Genomic DNA, 17573 nt, shown 5'->3' on the forward strand with positions numbered 1-17573 from the left:
GCGCGGCCCGCGCCGTTCAATTCAGCTCGACGCGGCGAATCTCGCCGACGACGAACAGGTAGCAGATCACGGCGACGAGCGCGTGCGCGACGACGTAGACGAGCGCGCCGTTGAACGAGCCGCTGGTGTCGACGATATAGCCGATCGCGATCGGCGTCGTGATGCTGGAAAGATTGCCGCACGTGTTGAGCAGCGCGCCGCTCAGGCCGGCGATCTGGCGCGGCGCGGTGTCGGCGTTGACGGCCCAGCCGAGCGCGCCGAGCCCCTTGCCGAAGAACGACAGCGCCATGAACAGCACGACCAGCACGTGCGAATCGGTGTAGTTGCAGACGATCATCGACATCGACAGCAGCATGCCGATCACGATCGGCACCTTGCGCGCGACCGACAGCGACCGGCCCTGCTTGAGCAGCGCGTCGGACACGATGCCGCCGAGAATCCCGCCGAGGAAGCCGCACACGGCCGGGATCGACGCGACGAGCCCCGCGTTGAGGATCGACATCCCGCGCGCCTGCACGAGATAGACGGGAAACCACGTGATGAAGAAGTAGGTGAGCGCGTTGATGCAGTACTGCGCGACGTACACGCCGACGAGCATCCGGTTCCTCAGCAGCGCCTTCACGTGACGCATCGACGGGCCGCCGTCGCGCGCGCCGGTCGCCTGGTCGATGTTGACGAGCGCACCGCCTTCGGTGAGGTAGTCGAGCTCCGCGCGGTTGACGCGCGGGTGCACCTTCGGGTCGTACATCGTGCGGTTCCACACCAGCACGAACGCGAAGCCGAGCACCCCCATCACCGCGAACACCGACTGCCAGCCGAACGCGTGCACGAGCCAGCCCATCAGCGGCGCGAACACGACGGTCGCCGCGTACTGCGCGGCATTGAAGATCGCCGATGCGGTGCCGCGCTCCGCGGCCGGGAACCAGGTGGACACGATCCGGCTGTTGGCCGGGAACGACGGCGCCTCGGCCGCGCCGACCAGGAAGCGCAATCCGAACAGCAGCGCGAACGCGGCCGCGCCGCTGAAGAAGCCGATGCCGCCCTGCAGCAGCGTGAACAGCGACCAGAAGAAGATGCTGAACGCATAGACGATGCGTGACCCGAAGCGGTCGAGCAGCCAGCCGCCCGGCAGTTGCGCGACCACGTACGACCAGCCGAACGCCGAGAAGATGAAGCCCATCTGCACGTGGCTCAGGTGCATCGCCCGGGCGAGCGCCGGGCCCGCGATCGCGATCGCCGCGCGATCCGCGTAGTTGATCGTCGTGACCGCGAACAGCACGGTCAGCACGAGCCAGCGCACGCGGGTGCGCTGGGCCGTTGCCGACGCGGACGCCGGCAATGCGTGAAGCGGATTCATGACTGTCTCCTCCGAAGGGCGGAAGGTGCCGTCGTGCGGCTGCGCGTCGGGTGCGCGCGTTTTTTCGTGGTGGTGTTGCCGGCCGGAGGCCGGACGCCGATGCCCGATGCCCGTGGCACGGCGTCCGGATCATTCTGTCATGGCGAAATTAGCGCTTTCATGCCAATTACTGACTTGATTGATTCAGGAATTGAATCGATCGGCGGCATCGGTACGTCGTTTTTTACCCGGGTGATATTGACAACCAATTTATACCCGGATAAAAATAACGTCATTCCGATTCCTGCCCGCAGGCGACCACGATGACTTTCTCCACGCTTCTCCCTTCCTGCACGGCGTTCGACGGCCACCGGCGCGTCGCGTCGGGCCCGCTCGCGACGGTGGCGGTTGCGGTCCGGCAGGCGGCCGGCGACGCACTGTCCGGCACGATCGTGATCTTCGACGACGCGACCGGCCGTTCGATCGACCTCGACCTGCGCGGCACCGCGGACGATATCCGTGCGCGTTACGCGGCGGCGCCGGCCGATGCATCCGCGCCCGCCGGCGAGCCGGCGGGGGCGGGCGAACAACGCGGCCGTGGCCGGCCGAAGCTCGGCGTCGTCTCGCGCGAGGTCACGTTGCTGCCGCGTCACTGGGACTGGCTCGCCGCGCAGCCGGGCGGCGCGTCCGTCGCGCTGCGCAAGCTCGTCGAGGACGCGCGGCGCACGCACGCGGCGGCCGACCGGCGCCGCGACGCGCAGGCACGCGCCTACCACTTCATGTCCGCGATCGCGGGCGACCTGCCCGGTTTCGAGGAGGCCGCACGTGCGCTGTATGCGAACGACCTCGAACGGATGGCCGAACTGGTCGCCGGCTGGCCGGACGACGTGCGCGACCATGCGCTTGCACTGGCGCGCGGCGATCTGCCGCCGTCGACCGAAGACTGCTGACGGAGCACCCGACGCGATGACGACGTTCGATCTGAACCGCGGTGCGATCGCGCCGGTCGCCGACGAAGTCGACCTCGTCGACCTGCGCGTGACCGGCACGATCCCGCCCGAACTCGCCGGCACGCTGCTGCGCAACGGCCCGAATCCGCCGGGCGGCCGTTTCGAAGGCAACGACGTGCTGTCGTGGTGGCCGGAAGCGGCGATGCTGCACGCGATCGCGTTCGAACGCGGCCGGGCGAGCGGCTACCGGAACCGCTGGGCGCGCACGCGCCGCTGGGCCGACGTGCATGCGCCGGAGCAGGCACTGCGCCTGCCCGACACGAATCCGAACGTGAACGTGCTGCAGCACGCGGGCGAATTGCTCGCGCTGGCCGAAGGCGGCGCGCCGCTCGCGATCACGGCCGCGCTCGACACGCTCGGTGCGCCCGCGCGGCATGCCGCGTTCGGCGGCGCGATGACCGCGCATCCGAAGGTCGATCCGGTGACGGGCGAGCTGATCCTGTTTCGCGCGGACTGGCGCGCGCCGTGGTTGCGCTACGGTGTCGCGGACGCGCAGGGCGTGCAGCGCGTCGACCTCACCGTCGACGTGCCCGCGCCGTCGATGATGCACGACCTCGCGATCACCGAGACCCGCAGCCTGCTGCTCGACCTGAACGTCGGCTACGACTTCGCGATGCTGAAGCAGGGGCACCGGATGCCGCTGCGCTGGCACGACGACCGCGACGCGCGGATCGGCGTGATCCCGCGCCACGGCGGCGGCGTGCGCTGGTTCGGGATCGAGCCGTGCTTCATCCAGCACGTCGTGAACGCGTACGACTGCGATGCGTCATGCATCGTGCTCGATGCGGTGCGCTATCCGTGGTTCCTGCGGCTCGACGCACGCACCGGCCGCTTTGCCGACAACCCGGTCGGCGAGCTGTGGCGTTACGTGATCGATACCGCGAACGGGCTGATCGACGAAGGGCCGCTCGCCGACGGCGGCATCGAGCTGCCGCGCATCAACGAAAGCCGGACGGGGCGCGGCTACCGTTACCTGTATGCGGTCGAGCAACCGAGCCATGCGGAAATGCGCGGCGTGATGCGCTTCGACCACGTGCGCGGCACGACCACGCGTTACGTGGTGCCGGCCGGCGACCAGAACGGCGAGCCGGTGTTCGTGCCGCGCCCGGGCGGCACCGACGAGGACGACGGCTGGCTGCTGGTGGTGGTCTACCGCGCGGCGACCGACACGAGCGACGTCGTGATCCTCGATGCGCGCGCGATCGATGCGGCGCCGGTCGCGACGGTCCACCTGCCGCGTCGCGTGCCGGCCGGGTTTCACGGCGCGTGGGTGCCGCGCGAACATCGCGCGTGAGCGGCCGCGCGCGTCACCGCGCGCGCAGCGCGTCGACGATGTTCAGCCGCGCCGCACGCATCGCCGGCAGGAACCCGCCGACGAGCCCCATCACCAATGAGAACAGCAGCGTCTTCACGACGATCGCGGGCGTCAGCACGAAGCGGAACGACAGGTCGGAGAAGGTCTGGAAGTTGGTCGTCGAGAACGAGGCGAATTCCATCAGCGACGCGCACGCGAGCCCCGCGACGCCGCCGACGAAGCCGAGGAGCAGCGCCTCCAGCAGGAACGCGGCGAGCACGTTCATGCGCTTGAAGCCGAGCGCGCGCAGCGTGCCGATCTCGGCGGTGCGGTTCGCGACCGAGGCGTACATCGTGATCATCGCGCCGATCATCGCGGCGATCGAGAAGATCGTCGACAGCGTGATGCCGAGAATGTTGATGAAGGTCGACAGCGCCTTCGACTGGTCGCCGTAAAACGTCTGCTCGCGTTTCGCCTCGTCGGTCAGGCGCGGGTCGACGTCGATGTCGGCCTTGAAGCGCGCGAAGCCGTCGGCGCTCGGGATGCGCAGCACCATCGACGAATAGCTGGTGCGCCGGAACGACTGCATCAGCTGGTCGACGTCGCCCCAGATCTCCGAATCGAAGCCGCTGCCGCCCGCGTCGAAGAGGCCGACGACGGTCCAGTCGCGCTGCGCGAAATGCAGGCTGTCGCCGAGCTGCGTGCCGCTGAAGCCTTTCGCGATCGCGCTGCCGACGATGATCTCCGACGAGCCCGGCGCGAACGTGCGGCCGGCCGCCAGCTTCACGCGCGGACGCAGCGCGAGGCCGGCCGGCGACACGCCGCGGATCACGACGTTCGACGGCTTGCCGGTCGACGTCTTCACCAGCGAGATCAGCACGACGGCTTCCTTCGACACCCGCGGCCGCCCGTCGGGGCCGAGCGCGACGGCCGGATGCATCTCGAGCGCGTTGGCCTGCTGGTGGTCGATCGCGCTCTGGATCTCGGTTTCCGCACCCTTGCGGATCACCACGGCGTTGTCCGGTTCGCCGGTCGACACGAGCGTCTGCGTGAGTCCCGCGTCGAGCATCTGCACGGTCGCGAACACGAAGATCACCAGCGCCATCCCGCCCGCGGTGAGCGCGGTGGTGAGCCGCCGGGTCCACAGGTTGCGCGCGATGTAGGTGAGCGGAATCGCCATGCGCCTATCCGATCGCCCGCAGGCCTTCGACCACGCGCACGCGGGCCGCCTGCCACGCCGGCACGAGCGCGGCCGCGAAGCCGACCGCGATCGAGCACGCGGCCTGCAGCGCCATCGTCTCGGCCGACACCTTGAACACCGGGAAGATGCCGCCCGCGGCCTGCTTGAAGATGCTCGCGGCCGGCGGCGTCGCGAGCATCCCGAGCCCGCCGCCCACCACCGCGATCACGACCGATTCGCCGAACACGAGCAGCGCGAGAAAGCCGGGGCCGAAGCCGAGCGCCTTCAGTGTCGCGTACTCGGCGGTGCGCTCGCGTGCGCTCATCGCCATCGCGTTCGCCATCACGGCCATGATGATCAGGATCACCACGTACGACACGAGTCGGATCGCCGCGATGATCTGGTTCGACATCGCGACGAAGCCGAGCTGGAACGCCTGCTCGGTCTCGGTCAGCGTTTCGGCGAGCGAGTTCTTGAACACCGCGTCGACGTTGCGCGCGATCGCGGCGCCGTCGTCCGGGTTCGCGACGCCGAGCACGAACACGCCGACCTGGTCGGCCTGCTTCGGCGTGCGCTTGCGCACCGTCTCGTTCAGGTAGTCCCAGTGGAACACGAGCTGGCGCGTGATCGTCGAATCGTCGCGGCCGTCGAGAATGCCGCGCACCACGAAGTCCCACGTGCCCGGATAGATCGTGCCCTTCAGCGGAATCACGTCGCCGATCCTGAAGCCGAACTGCGTCGCGAGCTGGCGCCCGACGAGGCAGCCGCGGCGGTCGCGGTCGTAGTCGGCGCGCTGCTGGGCCGGGAGGATGAATTCCGGATACAGGTCGAGGTAGTTTTCCGACACCGCGAAGCTCGCGAAGAAGTTCTTCGGGTCGCGGTACACGCCGCCGAACCAGTTCGAGCGCACCACGGCCGTCACGCCGTCGACGCCGCGGATCCGGTTCTCGTAGCTGACCGGCAGCGGGAACACGAGCGAGATCGCGTTGCGCGTGACGAGCCGGCCGCTGGATGCGGCGGCCGCGCCCGCGTACCACGCGTCGACGACGGTGTGCAGCAGCCCGAACGCCAGCACCGCGATGGTCAGCCCGAGCACGGTCAGCAGCGTGCGCAGCCGGTGTCGCAGCGCATTGCGCGCGATCAGCTTCAGCACCATCATCTTGCGCGCTCCCGTCCGTCAGACGGCGTGCCCATCGATCAGCTCCCCTTTTTCCAGATGCACGAGCGACTGCGCGGCGGCGGCCGCATGCGCATCGTGGGTCACCATGATGATCGTCTTGCCGAGCTCGGCGTTCATCCGCTGCAGCATCGCGAGCACGTCGCTGGCCGACGCGCGGTCGAGGTCGCCGGTCGGCTCGTCGGCGACGATCAGCACCGGATCGGTGATCAACGCGCGCGCGATCGCGACGCGCTGCTGCTGGCCGCCCGACAGCTCGGACGGGTAATGGCTGGTCCGGTCGCCGAGATTCACCATGTCGAGCACCAGCTCGACGCGCTCGCGCCGTTCGCGGCGCGACAGGTGCGTGAGCATCAGCGGCAGCTCGACGTTCTCGAACGCGGTGAGCACCGGCATCAGGTTGTAGAACTGGAAGATGAAGCCCACGTTCGCCGCGCGCCATTCCGCCAGTTGCGCTTCCTCGAGCCGCGAGATGTCGAGGCCGCCCACGCGCATCTCGCCGCTGTCGGGCCGGTCGATGCCGGCGACGAGATTGAGCAGCGTGCTCTTGCCCGAACCCGACGGCCCCATCAGCGCGACGAAGTCGCCTTCACCGATGTCGAGCGTGATGTCGGTCAGCACCGGCACGACCTGGTTGCCGCGCCGGTACGACTTCGCGACGTGGCTGATCTCGACGAGGGGCGGCGAGGCGTCGTTCACGCGCGCCACGCTACTTCTTCGCGACGGCCACTTTCGCGCCGTCCTTCAGCTTCGCGCCCGGCGCGAGCACGACCGTGTCGCCGGGCTTCACGCCGCGGATCGTGACGAGTTCGCCGATCCGCGTGCCTTGGGTCACCGCCGTCGCACGCACCGTGTCGTCCTTCACGACGAACACGACCGGCCGGCCGTCGCGCTCGACCACCGCGCTCGCCTGCACGGCCGTCACCGGCTGCCGGTCCTGCGGCGACGCGGGCTTCGACAGGAACGCGATCTTCGCGCTCATGTCCGGCAGCACGCGCTCGTCGCGGTCGACGAAACGGACCTTCACGAGCACGGTCGCCTTCGAGCGGTCGACGGTCGGCACGATGCGCGACACGCGGCCCGCGAAGCGCATGTCGGGCAGCGCGTCGAGCTGGATCTCGCACGGCTGCTCCGCGCGGATTTTCGCGATGTTCGATTCGGCGACGTCGGCCTCGACCTCGAGCGTGTCCATGTCGGCGATCGTCACGACCGCGCCCTTGCTGTCCGACGCGGACGAGAACGGCGTGATGTTGTCGCCGACGTTCGCGTGCTTCGCGAGCACGATGCCGTCGAACGGCGCGCGGATCACCGTCTGGTCGACCGCGACCTGCGCGGCCTGCGCGTTCGCTTCGGCGGATGCGATCGCGGCCTGGTCGCTGTTGACCGACGCGCGCGCCTTGTTCACGCGGGCCGTGTCGATGTCGAGCTGCGCGGCCGGCACCGCGCCCTTCGGCGCGAGCACCGTGGTGCGGCGCAGCGCGATCTCGGCGTCCTTCAGTTCCGCCTGTGCGACGCCGAGGTTGGCGCGGGAGACCTTCACCTGCGCGAGCGCTTGCGCCAGCGACGCTTCGACGTCGCGGCTTTCGAGCCGCGCGATGATCTCGTCCTTCTTCACGCGCGTGCCTTCGAGCACACCGAGCCATTCGACGCGCCCCTGGCCCTTCGACGCGACCGCGGCCTTGCGCTGCGGCACGACGTAGCCGGTCGCGTTGAGCTGGGTGTCGTTCTGGTACGGGTAGGCGGACGTGACGGAGGTCGTGTCGACCGTCGGCCGGCCGGTGAGCGCCAGCGCGGCGACGATCGCAATGATGACGAGCGCGGCGGCGACCGCATAGCGGACCCACCGGCGCCGGCGTGGCGCGGGTGCGCTCGGACGCCGGTCGATTTTCAGTTTGTCCAGATTGTGATCGGGCAATTTGGGCGCCTCGCGACGGCGGCGGTCTCGTGACCGGCCGCGATCCGGTTGGGACGGAAGGAGGCCAGTATAGCGTCGCCGCGGCGGGCGCGAGAGCCGGTTTGTCGGACGATTGACGCGCGTCGCGGCAGCCCGTCGCGCGGGCCCGAAACTCGTGCCCCCGGGGAAACCCGAGGGATGCAGGCGGCATGTCAACTCGCCGCGCGGGCGATGCGTTATGGAGCCAGTGCGTCAGTATTTGTCGAGGCGGAAAGGCGAGAGCCGACCCGCCCGGCGGCGACCGGCAACCCGGCGCGACTGATGTTCCGATGCGGATGCCTCGCATCTCCAACCGGTACGTTTGAATTTTTCTCCGCTAAAGGAAGAACAATGAAGAAGACGCTCGCTTCGATCATGACCGCAGCATTCGCACTCGCATCGGTTTCGGCATTCGCTCAGGAGGCGGCGTCGGCGCCGGCAGGCGCGATGGCTCCGGCTTCCGCACCGATGAAGAAGGACCACAGCAAGCCGAAGCACCAGCTGAAGCAACACGGTTCGGCCAAGGGCAAGGCGAAGGCCGCAGCCGCTTCGGCCGCCGGCACGAACGACGCAGGCGCAGCAAACTAAGCACGCGTCGCCGGGGCCGGCGCTGCCGGCCATCCGTCGCGAAACCCCGCACGCTCCGGCCTGCGGGGTTTTGTTTTTTCAGGCGTCCGCCGTGTCCGGCGCACCGGGCGGCGGCGTGCGCATCGCGTCGACCACCGCGCGCATGCGCCGCCAGTGCGATCCTTCCCAGAACACGCGCGCGCACACGTCGCACGCGGCAAAGCGCCGGTGCCGCTGGCGGACGCCGGCCGGCACGCGCGGCGCGGCGTCCGCCGCATCGAGTGCGTGCAGCGGCGCGTTGCAGCGCAGGCACAGCCGGAACGGCCGCATGTGCGGCGCGAGGTCGAGCCGCGCGAACAGCTCGCGCAGCTGCGCGTCCGGCTGCTGCGCGTGCAGGTAGCAGCCGCGCACGACCGCGCGGCGCTTCAGCAGCTCGCGGTCGCGCGTCAGCACGATCCGGCCTTCGCGCGCGGCGAGCGCGACGAGTTCGTCGTCGCGGTAGTGGTTGTCGTAGCAGGTGTCGAAACCGGCGAGGCGCAGCAGTTGCGCGAGGCCGCCGAGATGCGCGTCGGCGACGAAGCGCCAGCGGTCCGGTTGCGGCAGCGGCGAGGCGGCCGCCGGCTGCGCGCGCACCGGATGGATATCGACGCGGTCGCCGTCGCCGAGCGGCCGGTCGAGGGCGGCCGGTGCACCGTTCACGCAGAGCCGGCCGATTTCCGTATGCGGGACGCCGAGCGCCTCGACCGCGTGCTTGACCGTCGCGTCGCGGGCAAACGCGTGCGCGAACGCGCGCTCGCGCCGGGCGCGAGCGAGAAACGCGTTCAGTTCGCCGTGGAAGCGGAAGGTCGCGGTCGCCATCCGGGCAGTATCGCACCGCGCACGGCCGGTTGCCGGGGCTGCAGGCCGGCGCCATCTGTGTTTAACTCCCCGCTTCACGGGTCGAAGGAGCGGGCAATGGATCTCGGATTTATCGGGCTGGGCGAAATGGGGCAGGCAATTGCGACGAACCTGCTGAAGGCGGGGCACGCCGTGCGGGTCTGGAACCGGTCGCGCGAGCGCGCCGAGCCGCTCGCCGCGTTGGGTGCGCAGATCGTCGCGACGCCGGCCGATGCGTTTCGCGGCGATGCCGTATTCTCGATGCTCGCCGACGACGCGGCCGCGCGCGACGTGTTCGACGACGCGCTGCTCGCGCAGGCGCCGCGCGGGCTGATCCACGTGAACATGGCGACGGTGTCGGTCGCGCTCGCCGAGTCGCTTGCGCACGCGCATGCGTCGCGCGGCCTCGCGTACGTCGCCGCGCCGGTGATGGGGCGCCCGGACGTCGCGGCCGCGGCGCGCCTGACGATCATGGCCGGCGGTCCGGCCGAGGCGATCGACCGCGTGCAGCCGCTGTTCGACGCGATCGGCCAGAAGACCTGGCGGTTCGGCTCGCTGCCGCAGCATGCGAACGTCGCGAAGATCGCGGCGAATTTCACGCTCGCGTCGGCGATCGAGACGCTCGGCGAAGCGTCCGCGCTGCTCGGCGCGCACGGTGTCGCGATGCGCGATTTCCTCGACGTGATCACGAACAGCGTGTTTCCGGGGCCGGTCTACGAAGGCTACGGCGGGATGATCGCCGAGCGCAGCTACGAACCCGCGCGTTTCAAGGCGCGCCTCGGGCTGAAGGACGTACGGCTCGCGCTGCAGGCCGGCGACGCGGCGTCGGTCCCGCTGCCGGTGGCGAGTGTCGTGCGCGACAGCCTGCTCGATGCGCTCGCGCACGGCGGCGGCGAGCAGGACTTCGCGGTGCTCGGCGAAGTCGCGCTGCGCCGCGCGGGCCGCTGAGCCGGCGCGGGACAGAAACGCCGCGCGCGCGGCATAATCGACGTTTCGTTTCTCTTTCGGCTGGGGCGGTCATGAACCTGCATACGTGGTGGCTTTTCGTGGCGACGGTGTTCGTCGTGTCGGCGATTCCGGGTCCGAACATGCTGCTCGTGATGACGCACGGCGCACGGCACGGGCTGCGCCGCTCGGCGTCGACGATGGCCGGCTGCCTGACCGCGCTGGTGCTGATGCTCGCGGTATCCGCGGCAGGACTCGGGGCGGTCCTCGAGGCGTGGCCGGCGATGTTCAATGCGTTGCGCTTTGCGGGTGCCGCCTACCTGATCTATCTCGGTGTGAAGGCGTGGCGCGCACGCGTCGACGACGCGCCGGCAGCGGACGTCGATGCGGTTTCGCAAGGCGCGTCGGCATCGCGCTGGGCGCTGTTCCGCAACGGCTTCCTGGTCGCGGGCAGCAACCCGAAGGCGATCCTGTTCGCGGCCGCGCTGCTGCCGCAGTTCATCAACGCAGCCGAGCCGACGCTGCCGCAGTTCGGCATCCTCGTCGTCACGTTCGCGGTGATCGAGGTCAGCTGGTATCTCGTCTACGCGTCGTTCGGCACGCGCATCGGTGCGACGCTGAAGAGCCAGAGCGTCGCGAAGGTCTTCAACCGGCTGACGGGCGGCATCTTCGTCGGCTTCGGCGCGATGATGGCGCTGGTCCGTCACTGATTTCGGCCGCCGCGGCCTGCCGGACGCCCCGCACCTCGTCAGAGGGCGGGGCGTTCTCGCATCCGGGGCTGTGTCATGCGCGCGGCCACACGGCGGCGCTGGAGACGCGGATCGACGTGTGAATCGTGCACGGCACGCTGCCGGGTCGCCTGACGCGGCCGGGCACCCCGCTGCGCGATGCGCTGGGCGAGGCGCTCGACCGGGAGAACGGGAAGGGGTCGGATTCGAACTGGCGATCTAGAGTGCGCATTCGAGGGAAAATCCTCATTTTCTCTACGGAAATGTTGCAATGCGGAAACTGATTCGCTATAGTTACACCTGTCTCCTCCATGTCTCCTCTGATATGGATTCAGCCCGCCTCTTAGGCGGGCTTTTTTTTGCCCGCGTTTTTTGCGCGGGCTGTCCGTTCGTCCTCCGTCGCCGGCGTCAGCGTCAGAACTTGTAGGTCATCCCGACGTAGCTGATGATCGGGTCGGCCTTCAGGTCCGATTTCGACTCGGAGAGCACCGTGCCGTCGGCCGCCTTGATCGTCACCGTCGACGTCGTCTTCAGCGGGATGTAGGTCACCGACGCGACCAGCCCGAAATGCTCCGTCATGTTGTACTGCAGGCCCGCGTTGAACACCGGCTGCCATGACGACGACGCCTTCGCTTCCACCGATGTCGTACCCGGCTTGCCCGCCCCCGCCGCGAGAACCGCGCCGAGGTTGTCCTGCGTCTGCTTGATGAAGTTCGTGTTGAGCTGCAGGTCGCTGAACCAGTTGTACGACACGCCGAGGCCGAGGAACGGCCGGAACTTCGCGGTGGCCGCCCCGAAGTAGTACTGCAGGATCGCCGCCGGGCTCCACTGCCGCACGCTCTTCACGATCGGGTTCACCGACGCGAGGCCGATGTTCTGCGTGCCGAGCGCGCCGGCGGGGCCCGGCGGCTTGATCGTGCCTTGGCCCGACACCTTGAATACAGGCGGCACGCCGGCCACCGACGTGACCGCGATGTGGTCGGTCAGGAAGTGGCTGACCGTCAGGCCGACCGTATCCGCGCCGCTGGTGCGCAGCCCGGTGCCCGGCGACGTGAACGACGCCGGCAGCCGCAGCGGCGTGTTGATCGGCGTCGGTGCGACGTTGGTCGTCATCGGCGTGCTGCTTTGCTGCGGCATCACGTGGAACCAGCCCAGCGTGACGACGTTGCTGCCGGCGCTCTGCGCGTGCGCCGCGAGCGACGCCAGGGCGGCGGCGCCGGCCGCCGCGCAGAGAAGGGTCTTCTTCATCACGGATTTCCCCCGCTTACTGGACGAACGCGCCGATCGTGAAATACGGCGTCGAACCCGCGTTGTCGAGGAAACCGAACACGCCACCCGTGAAGATGAACTTGCCGGTCGGAGACGTGCTGCCCGAACCCGTGTGGATCGTCGTGACCGTGCCCGGCACCTTCTGCGTGTAGTCCAGGTCGAGCGCGGTCGCGAGCGAGGCCTGCGACGGCTGGAACGGATCGAGCAGCGTGGCCTGGTTGTTGATCAGCGCGGTGGTCCGGTAGTCGAACTGGCTGTCGACGCCGATGTATTCGCCGTTTTGCGACCCGACCGCGATCGCGGCCTGCGGCGCGAGGATCGAGATGCTCGATTCGTCGTCGGCGGTCAGGCCCGGCACGCCGTTGCTGTCGGGCGTCGGGTTCGGGTTCGCGACACCGGTGCGCACGAGGATCGGCACCAGCTGGTTGCGCAGCTTGCCGACGATCATGAAGCCCTTGCCCTGCGGCGTCGCCGACAACGTCGGCTTCAGCTGGCTCTGGTAGTTGTTGCTCTGGAACGCGCCGCTGCCGTCGGCCGACTGCACGAAGTTCGTGCCCTGCTGCGTGCATGCGCCGCCGGCGAACTGGCCGGTCGTGTCGCACTTGGTCCAGGTGCCGTCCGCGTTGATCGTCACTTTCGCATCGATCGACGCTGGCGCGAATTTCTGCGACGGCACTTCGCCGAACCCGACGTGGCTGTACGTGCCCGCGACCTTCGTGATGTCGGTTTCGATCGACGAGAAACCGATGAACGGGTAGTACGGGAATTTCGTGTCGGGCACCGCGGCCTGGCCGAGCACGCCGTCGAACTGGATCTCCTTGCCGGGAATCGTGCCGCCCGCGACGCCGAAGCCGACGAAGATGCGCGCCGGACGCGACGCATCGAGGCTCGCGCCGTTCAGCCGGAACGCGCACTGGTTCAGCTTGTTGGTCGGCAGCAGCGTTTCCTGCGTGAGCGTGCCGCTGTCGACGGTGCCCGCGCGGGTCGGCGTGACGGTGCCGGTCTTTTGCGGCACCGCCGATTCGACATAGGTGACCTGCCAGGTCATCTTGGTCGTGTCGAGCTGGACCTTGGCGAGTTCGCCGCTGCCCGCGCCGCCCGTAAACACGGTGTTGTAGTCGAGCGATGCGGGGCAGAGCCGGTCTTCGACGAGCGGGGGCGGATTGTCGCTGCCGCCGCCGCATGCGGAAAGAAGGGGGGCGGCAAGGGCCGCCGCCAGAACGAGGTTGCGCTTCATGTTGCTCCTCCAGATTTGTCTTGTCAGGCGGCCGGCTCCCTGTCGACCGCTTCTGTTGCTTGTGCTCGTGCTGCTGCGCCGTGCCGGGCGCCGTCGTTGCGTGCCTTCCCTGCATTCCGCGGCGGCGCACCGGCCGCCGCGTCCCCGATCGTTACTTGCTGATCTGCGCGCCCACGCCGAAGTACGGTGTCGACGACGTGCTCGAGTTCGCCGACGTCGACGTGACGCCGCCGTTCACCGTGCCCTGGATCAGCGCCGCGTACAGGCCGCCCGTCGCGATCACCACGCCCGATGCGGACGGGTAGGTCGCACCGCTCGCCGGCGTCGTCGTCGCGTTCAGCAGCCCCGGCGTTCCCTGGCCGTAGTCGAGCGTGAAGGCGTCTTCCTCGGCCTGCGTGGTCGGGTTGATGAACGACGCGTTGCTGCTGCGGATCAGTGCGGCCGTGTACTTGAAGTTCGAATCCGCGCCCGCGTAGCCGCCGTCGATCGCGCCCGACTGGATCGCCGTTGCCTTGCCGAGCACCGCGATGCCCGATTCGTCGTCGACCTTGGCGTCGGTGTGCAGCGCGAGGTCCGTGCCCAGATACACGTAGCCCGTGCGGACCACCACCGGCACGGTCGCGCCGTTGAGCTGGCCGATGACCATGTGCGCGGTCGCCGACTTGCCGGTCGTGCCGACGATCGGCAGCGACGTCTGCGGCAGGATCTGCGGCGCCTTCGTGCTGTCGAGGTAGCCGCCGTTCGCGGTGTTGACGGTCCACGGATCGCCGGTCGTCTGGCAGCCCCCCGCACTCGTCGACGTGCAGGCGCCGTTCGCATCGAACGTCTCGCTCGAATTCGTGCCCTTCGTCGCGTAGTTGCCTGACGGCACGAGGTGGTAGAGCAGCGCGTTGTAGGTGCCCGGCAGCTTCGTGAGGTCGGTCGTCGTGTTCGCGAAACCGAGGAACGGGTAGAAGTCGAAGTGGCGGTTCGGCACCTGGCCGACGTTCTTGTAGATCGGGACGCCGGCGACGGTGATCGTCAGTCCGTCGTACTGCACCGTCGCACCGGGGATGCCGCCGCCCGCGACGCCCATGCCGACCAGCAGCATCGGCGGGTTCGCCTGGTTGAAGTCGGCGGCCGTCGAATAGGTCGAGCCGTTCGGTGCCGTGTCCGAACCCGGCGTGAGGACGAACGCGCAGCGCGTCTGCTCCGCGGTCGGCAGCGTGCCGGTCGGCGGGTGAATGACCTTGCCGGCGATCGTGGTGCCGGCGCGGCTCGGCGTGACCGTGCCGGTCGCGAGCGGAATCGGCGATTCGAGCCACTTGAGCGTGTACGTCATCGCGACCGCGTCGATGTTGACGCTGACGATCTCGCCGCTACCGGCGCCGCCGAGGTACGTGCTCTTCACGATGTCGGCGTCGGCCGGGCACAGCGTGCCGTTGACGGGCTGCGATGTCGGCGGCCCTTGCGTGCCGCAGCTCGATCCGGAACATTGGGGTGCTGCGATCGGCGCGGGCGAGCCGCCGTCCCCTCCACCACAGGCAATCAGGAAAGGGGCGATGGCAAAGGCCGTTGCCACCCCCTTCGATAAGGCGTGCGACATGCCGCTGTCTCCAATCGTTTAATTGTGCGAGCTAATGTCGCTGTCTGGATTTTTGCTGTCAATTGATGAACTCGTCTAAAAAAGGCGATTGAAACAAATGGCCCGTGATGAATCCTTGCCGGATGAGGCTTTCAGTAAGAATTAAAACGCGCGGAGGACGGTAGAGTGCTGCCGAAGTGGGGCGGCTGCCACGCTCGGACGGCTCTCGAGGCCTTCCCGCGTATAACGGCAGCGTTTAAAGCGGCGGTATCCGGTTTATCCCTATTCGGGATTGACTGGATAAAGTGGGGGCGAAATTAATTCACCGGTAATCGCGCAATGGAAAGCTTGTAAATAATTGTAAATGCGCGAACCGGGTTTTATTTATTGCCTGATACGGGCAAATAAAAAGCCGGCCAGCGGCCGGCTTTGCATCGCATGCAAGCGGAATCAGCGCGTGAGGCCGGCATCCTCGGCGGCGCCGATGTTGAGGTTCATGCACTGGATCGCGGCGCCCGATGCGCCCTTGCCCAGGTTGTCGAGGCGCGCGACCGTGACGAAGCGCTCTTCGTTGCCGAACACGAACAGGTCGACGCGGTTCGTGTCGTTGTTCGCCTGCACGTCGAAGAAGCCGCTGTCGAGATTCGCATCCGCGTTGAACGGCGCGACGCGCACGAACGGTTCGTCCGCGTAGTACTCGGCGAACACGCGCTGCACGTCCTGCGGCGTCGCGCGCTTCGCGAGCTGTTCGGGCGAGAAGTAGGTCGTCACGGCCAGGCCCTTCAGGAACGGCCCGACGATCGGCGTGAAGATCGGCGCGTGCGCGAGGCCCGTGTGCGCGGCCATTTCCGGCAGGTGCTTGTGTGCCAGCGCGAGCGCGTACGGACGCGGGCTCGCGAGCTTGCCGCCCGGCGCCGCGTTTTCGTATTCGGCGATCATCGACTTGCCGCCGCCGCTGTAGCCGGTGATCGAGTAGCTGTGCGCGGCGAAGGTCGGCGCGACGATGCCTGCATCGACGAGCGGACGCATCGCGAGCACGAAGGCCGATGCGTGGCAGCCCGGCACGGCGATGCGCTTCGACGTGCGAATCTTCTCGCGCTGCGCGCGGGTCAGTTCCGGCAAGCCGTACGCCCAGTCGGCGCTCGTGCGGAACGCGGTGCTCGCGTCGATCAGCGTGGTGTTCGGGTTCTCGACCAACGAGGCCGATTCGCGCGACGCGACGTCCGGCAGGCACAGGAACGTGACGTCCGACGCATTGATCAGGCGGCGGCGCTCGTCGACGTCCTTGCGCTTCGCTTCATCGATGCGCAGGATCTCGATGTCGTTGCGCGCCGACAGGTATTCGAAGATCTTGAGGCCGGTCGTACCTTCCTGGCCGTCGACAAAAACTTTGGTGCTCATTTCGCTCTCACTGAATGAAACGGGAGCCGCGGCGCCCTGAAACCGCCATTTTAAGACGTCATCCGGCGGGCCTGTACCGCACGGGGCGAAAAAAAGACGGCCCGCGGGCCGTCTTGTGTCCCTTTCACGCGTCCGCGTCGCGTTGCCGCGGCACCGGCGGCGCGAGCGGGCGCGCGTGCCGCCGCGTTCAGCGGCCGCCGGCCAGCCAGCGGGCGGTCGCTTCGGCGACGCGCCGGCCGAACGCCTTCGCGGTCTCGAGGTCGCCGGGCAGCGGGCCCTCGTCGGGCGTCGCGTCCGCCGGCGACTGCGCGAGCAGGCCCGTGAAGCCGCCGACGTAGTTGATGTCGTTGCGGGTGGCCGCCTTCGAGTTGGCCGGCATCATGCCCGTGCCGACCCACACCATCCCATGTTGCATGGCCAGCGTGACGAAATACTGAATCGTCGAGAACTTGTCGCCGTTCATCGTCGCGGAGTTCGTGAAGCCCGCGGCGACCTTGTCCTTCCATTTCTGCGTGAACCACGGTTTCGACGTGGCATCGGCGAACTGCTTGAACTGCGCGGACGGGCCGCCCATGTAGGTCGGCGCGCCGAAGACGATCGCGTCCGCCGCGTCGAGCGCGGCCCAGCCCGCGTCGTCGAGCTCGCCGACGGCGATCAGGCGTGCGGTGGCGCCGGCGTCCTGCGCGCCTGCATGGACGGCGTCGGCCAGTTTCTGCGTGTGACCGTAGCCGCTGTGATAGACGATGACGATGTTCGACATGAAGCGTTCTCCGGAAGGGGACGAAACGGCGGGCGCCGCGGCCTGCCGCGTCACGCGCCGCGGTCGGGCGGCGCGACGGATGCGCGGCGGGATGCCGCGACCGATGCAGGCGAGTCTAGCAAGGCGAAATGACGGGAGAAAAGCGCGCGGGCGGCGCACAGAAATTCGCAGACGCGGGCAATCGCGACCGGTGACCGGTGACCGGTGACCGGTGACCGGCGACACGCGACACGCGACACGCGACACGCGACACCGACCGCGACCGCGACACCGCGACACCGCGACACCGCAACACC

At 68.5% G+C, this 17573-nt stretch carries 17 protein-coding genes and 1 pseudogene; 7 read left to right on the top strand and 11 right to left on the bottom strand.

All coding sequences use genetic code 11. The features are described 5' to 3' along the window. Positions 1–16: 16 nt before the first annotated feature. Positions 17–1357: an MFS transporter gene (locus U5771_RS31235; protein WP_322027497.1), complete on the bottom strand. Its 1341-nt coding sequence runs from the start codon at positions 1355–1357 to the stop codon at positions 17–19. Between the two features lie 33 nt (positions 1358–1390). On the opposite strand from U5771_RS31235, the gene U5771_RS31240 reads away from it, so the two are divergent. Genes U5771_RS31240 through U5771_RS31250 form a run of 3 tightly spaced genes read left to right on the top strand, consistent with a single transcriptional unit; the run spans position 1391 to position 3640 of the window. After that, complete coding sequence (locus U5771_RS31240; protein ID WP_322027498.1) at positions 1391–1663, top strand: hypothetical protein; 273 nt, start codon at positions 1391–1393, stop codon at positions 1661–1663. Further along, on the top strand, positions 1660–2286 hold the full coding sequence (locus U5771_RS31245) for a DUF2239 family protein (protein WP_322027499.1): 627 nt from the start codon (positions 1660–1662) through the stop codon (positions 2284–2286). Before U5771_RS31240 ends, U5771_RS31245 begins: the two co-directional genes overlap by 4 nt. Before the next feature lie 16 nt (positions 2287–2302). Beyond that, positions 2303–3640 carry a carotenoid oxygenase family protein gene (locus U5771_RS31250; RefSeq protein WP_322027500.1) on the top strand — a complete coding sequence of 446 codons (1338 nt, stop codon included), beginning with the start codon at positions 2303–2305 and terminating at the stop codon, positions 3638–3640. 13 nt (positions 3641–3653) lie between these two features. Here the strand turns inward: U5771_RS31250 and U5771_RS31255 are convergent, their stop codons facing one another. The 4 genes from U5771_RS31255 to U5771_RS31270 are packed head-to-tail and all read right to left on the bottom strand — an operon-like array spanning position 3654 to position 7912. After that, positions 3654–4820: an ABC transporter permease gene (locus U5771_RS31255; RefSeq protein ID WP_322027501.1), complete on the bottom strand. Its 1167-nt coding sequence runs from the start codon at positions 4818–4820 to the stop codon at positions 3654–3656. Positions 4821–4824: 4 nt separating this feature from the next. Next, a complete protein-coding gene (locus tag U5771_RS31260; protein WP_322027502.1) occupies positions 4825–5979 on the bottom strand; it encodes an ABC transporter permease in 1155 nt (384 codons plus the stop codon). A gap of 18 nt (positions 5980–5997) precedes the next feature. Next, positions 5998–6696 carry an ABC transporter ATP-binding protein gene (locus U5771_RS31265; protein WP_322027514.1) on the bottom strand — a complete coding sequence of 233 codons (699 nt, stop codon included), beginning with the start codon at positions 6694–6696 and terminating at the stop codon, positions 5998–6000. A gap of 10 nt (positions 6697–6706) precedes the next feature. Beyond that, positions 6707–7912, bottom strand: coding sequence for an efflux RND transporter periplasmic adaptor subunit (locus tag U5771_RS31270; RefSeq protein ID WP_322027503.1), 1206 nt, complete (start codon positions 7910–7912; stop codon positions 6707–6709). Between the two features lie 177 nt (positions 7913–8089). Here U5771_RS31270 and U5771_RS35655 point away from each other — a divergent pair, with 177 nt between their 5' ends. Continuing rightward, the gene (locus U5771_RS35655; protein ID WP_415859453.1) at positions 8090–8518 is read left to right on the top strand and encodes a hypothetical protein; all 429 of its coding nucleotides are present in this window, start codon (positions 8090–8092) and stop codon (positions 8516–8518) included. Positions 8519–8596: 78 nt separating this feature from the next. Here the strand turns inward: U5771_RS35655 and U5771_RS31280 are convergent, their stop codons facing one another. After that, positions 8597–9355 carry a Mut7-C RNAse domain-containing protein gene (locus U5771_RS31280; RefSeq protein ID WP_322027504.1) on the bottom strand — a complete coding sequence of 253 codons (759 nt, stop codon included), beginning with the start codon at positions 9353–9355 and terminating at the stop codon, positions 8597–8599. Positions 9356–9412: 57 nt separating this feature from the next. On the opposite strand from U5771_RS31280, the gene U5771_RS31285 reads away from it, so the two are divergent. The 3 genes and pseudogenes from U5771_RS31285 to U5771_RS31295 form a co-directional block, all read left to right on the top strand. Beyond that, positions 9413–10321 carry an NAD(P)-dependent oxidoreductase gene (locus U5771_RS31285; RefSeq protein ID WP_322027505.1) on the top strand — a complete coding sequence of 303 codons (909 nt, stop codon included), beginning with the start codon at positions 9413–9415 and terminating at the stop codon, positions 10319–10321. Between the two features lie 71 nt (positions 10322–10392). After that, positions 10393–11028: a LysE family translocator gene (locus U5771_RS31290; RefSeq protein WP_322027506.1), complete on the top strand. Its 636-nt coding sequence runs from the start codon at positions 10393–10395 to the stop codon at positions 11026–11028. Between the two features lie 89 nt (positions 11029–11117). Next, positions 11118–11249: pseudogene (locus tag U5771_RS31295) on the top strand (LysR family transcriptional regulator); the annotation flags it as partial. A gap of 211 nt (positions 11250–11460) precedes the next feature. On the opposite strand, the gene U5771_RS31300 reads toward U5771_RS31295, so the two are convergent. From U5771_RS31300 to U5771_RS31320, 5 genes are all read right to left on the bottom strand, one after another. Next, a complete protein-coding gene (locus U5771_RS31300) occupies positions 11461–12294 on the bottom strand; it encodes an OmpW/AlkL family protein (RefSeq protein ID WP_322027507.1) in 834 nt (277 codons plus the stop codon). Between the two features lie 16 nt (positions 12295–12310). Continuing rightward, positions 12311–13552 carry a DUF2957 domain-containing protein gene (locus U5771_RS31305; RefSeq protein WP_322027508.1) on the bottom strand — a complete coding sequence of 414 codons (1242 nt, stop codon included), beginning with the start codon at positions 13550–13552 and terminating at the stop codon, positions 12311–12313. A 151-nt stretch (positions 13553–13703) separates the two neighbouring features. Beyond that, on the bottom strand, positions 13704–15137 hold the full coding sequence (locus U5771_RS31310) for a DUF2957 domain-containing protein (protein ID WP_322027509.1): 1434 nt from the start codon (positions 15135–15137) through the stop codon (positions 13704–13706). A 429-nt stretch (positions 15138–15566) separates the two neighbouring features. Beyond that, positions 15567–16517 carry an N-acetyl-gamma-glutamyl-phosphate reductase gene (gene argC, locus U5771_RS31315; protein WP_322027510.1) on the bottom strand — a complete coding sequence of 317 codons (951 nt, stop codon included), beginning with the start codon at positions 16515–16517 and terminating at the stop codon, positions 15567–15569. Between the two features lie 187 nt (positions 16518–16704). After that, positions 16705–17277 carry a flavodoxin family protein gene (locus U5771_RS31320; RefSeq protein WP_322027511.1) on the bottom strand — a complete coding sequence of 191 codons (573 nt, stop codon included), beginning with the start codon at positions 17275–17277 and terminating at the stop codon, positions 16705–16707. Positions 17278–17573 lie beyond the last annotated feature (296 nt).

The sequence above is a fragment of the Burkholderia sp. BCC1977 genome, assembly GCF_905339595.1.
GTDB lineage: Bacteria > Pseudomonadota > Gammaproteobacteria > Burkholderiales > Burkholderiaceae > Burkholderia.

Excerpts from the sequence above, each read along its gene's own strand:
- U5771_RS31300 (WP_322027507.1), bottom strand. The coding sequence starts at position 12,294 with ATGAAGAAGACCCTTCTCTGCGCGGCGGCCGGCGCCGCCGCCCTGGCG.
- U5771_RS31320 (WP_322027511.1), bottom strand. The coding sequence starts at position 17,277 with ATGTCGAACATCGTCATCGTCTATCACAGCGGCTACGGTCACACGCAG.
- U5771_RS31235 (WP_322027497.1), bottom strand. The coding sequence starts at position 1,357 with ATGAATCCGCTTCACGCATTGCCGGCGTCCGCGTCGGCAACGGCCCAG.
- U5771_RS31260 (WP_322027502.1), bottom strand. The coding sequence starts at position 5,979 with ATGATGGTGCTGAAGCTGATCGCGCGCAATGCGCTGCGACACCGGCTG.
- U5771_RS31310 (WP_322027509.1), bottom strand. The coding sequence starts at position 15,137 with ATGTCGCACGCCTTATCGAAGGGGGTGGCAACGGCCTTTGCCATCGCC.
- U5771_RS31255 (WP_322027501.1), bottom strand. The coding sequence starts at position 4,820 with ATGGCGATTCCGCTCACCTACATCGCGCGCAACCTGTGGACCCGGCGG.
- U5771_RS31280 (WP_322027504.1), bottom strand. The coding sequence starts at position 9,355 with ATGGCGACCGCGACCTTCCGCTTCCACGGCGAACTGAACGCGTTTCTC.
- U5771_RS31245 (WP_322027499.1), top strand. The coding sequence starts at position 1,660 with ATGACTTTCTCCACGCTTCTCCCTTCCTGCACGGCGTTCGACGGCCAC.
- U5771_RS31290 (WP_322027506.1), top strand. The coding sequence starts at position 10,393 with ATGAACCTGCATACGTGGTGGCTTTTCGTGGCGACGGTGTTCGTCGTG.
- U5771_RS35655 (WP_415859453.1), top strand. The coding sequence starts at position 8,090 with ATGCAGGCGGCATGTCAACTCGCCGCGCGGGCGATGCGTTATGGAGCC.
- U5771_RS31305 (WP_322027508.1), bottom strand. The coding sequence starts at position 13,552 with ATGAAGCGCAACCTCGTTCTGGCGGCGGCCCTTGCCGCCCCCCTTCTT.
- U5771_RS31250 (WP_322027500.1), top strand. The coding sequence starts at position 2,303 with ATGACGACGTTCGATCTGAACCGCGGTGCGATCGCGCCGGTCGCCGAC.
- argC (WP_322027510.1), bottom strand. The coding sequence starts at position 16,517 with ATGAGCACCAAAGTTTTTGTCGACGGCCAGGAAGGTACGACCGGCCTC.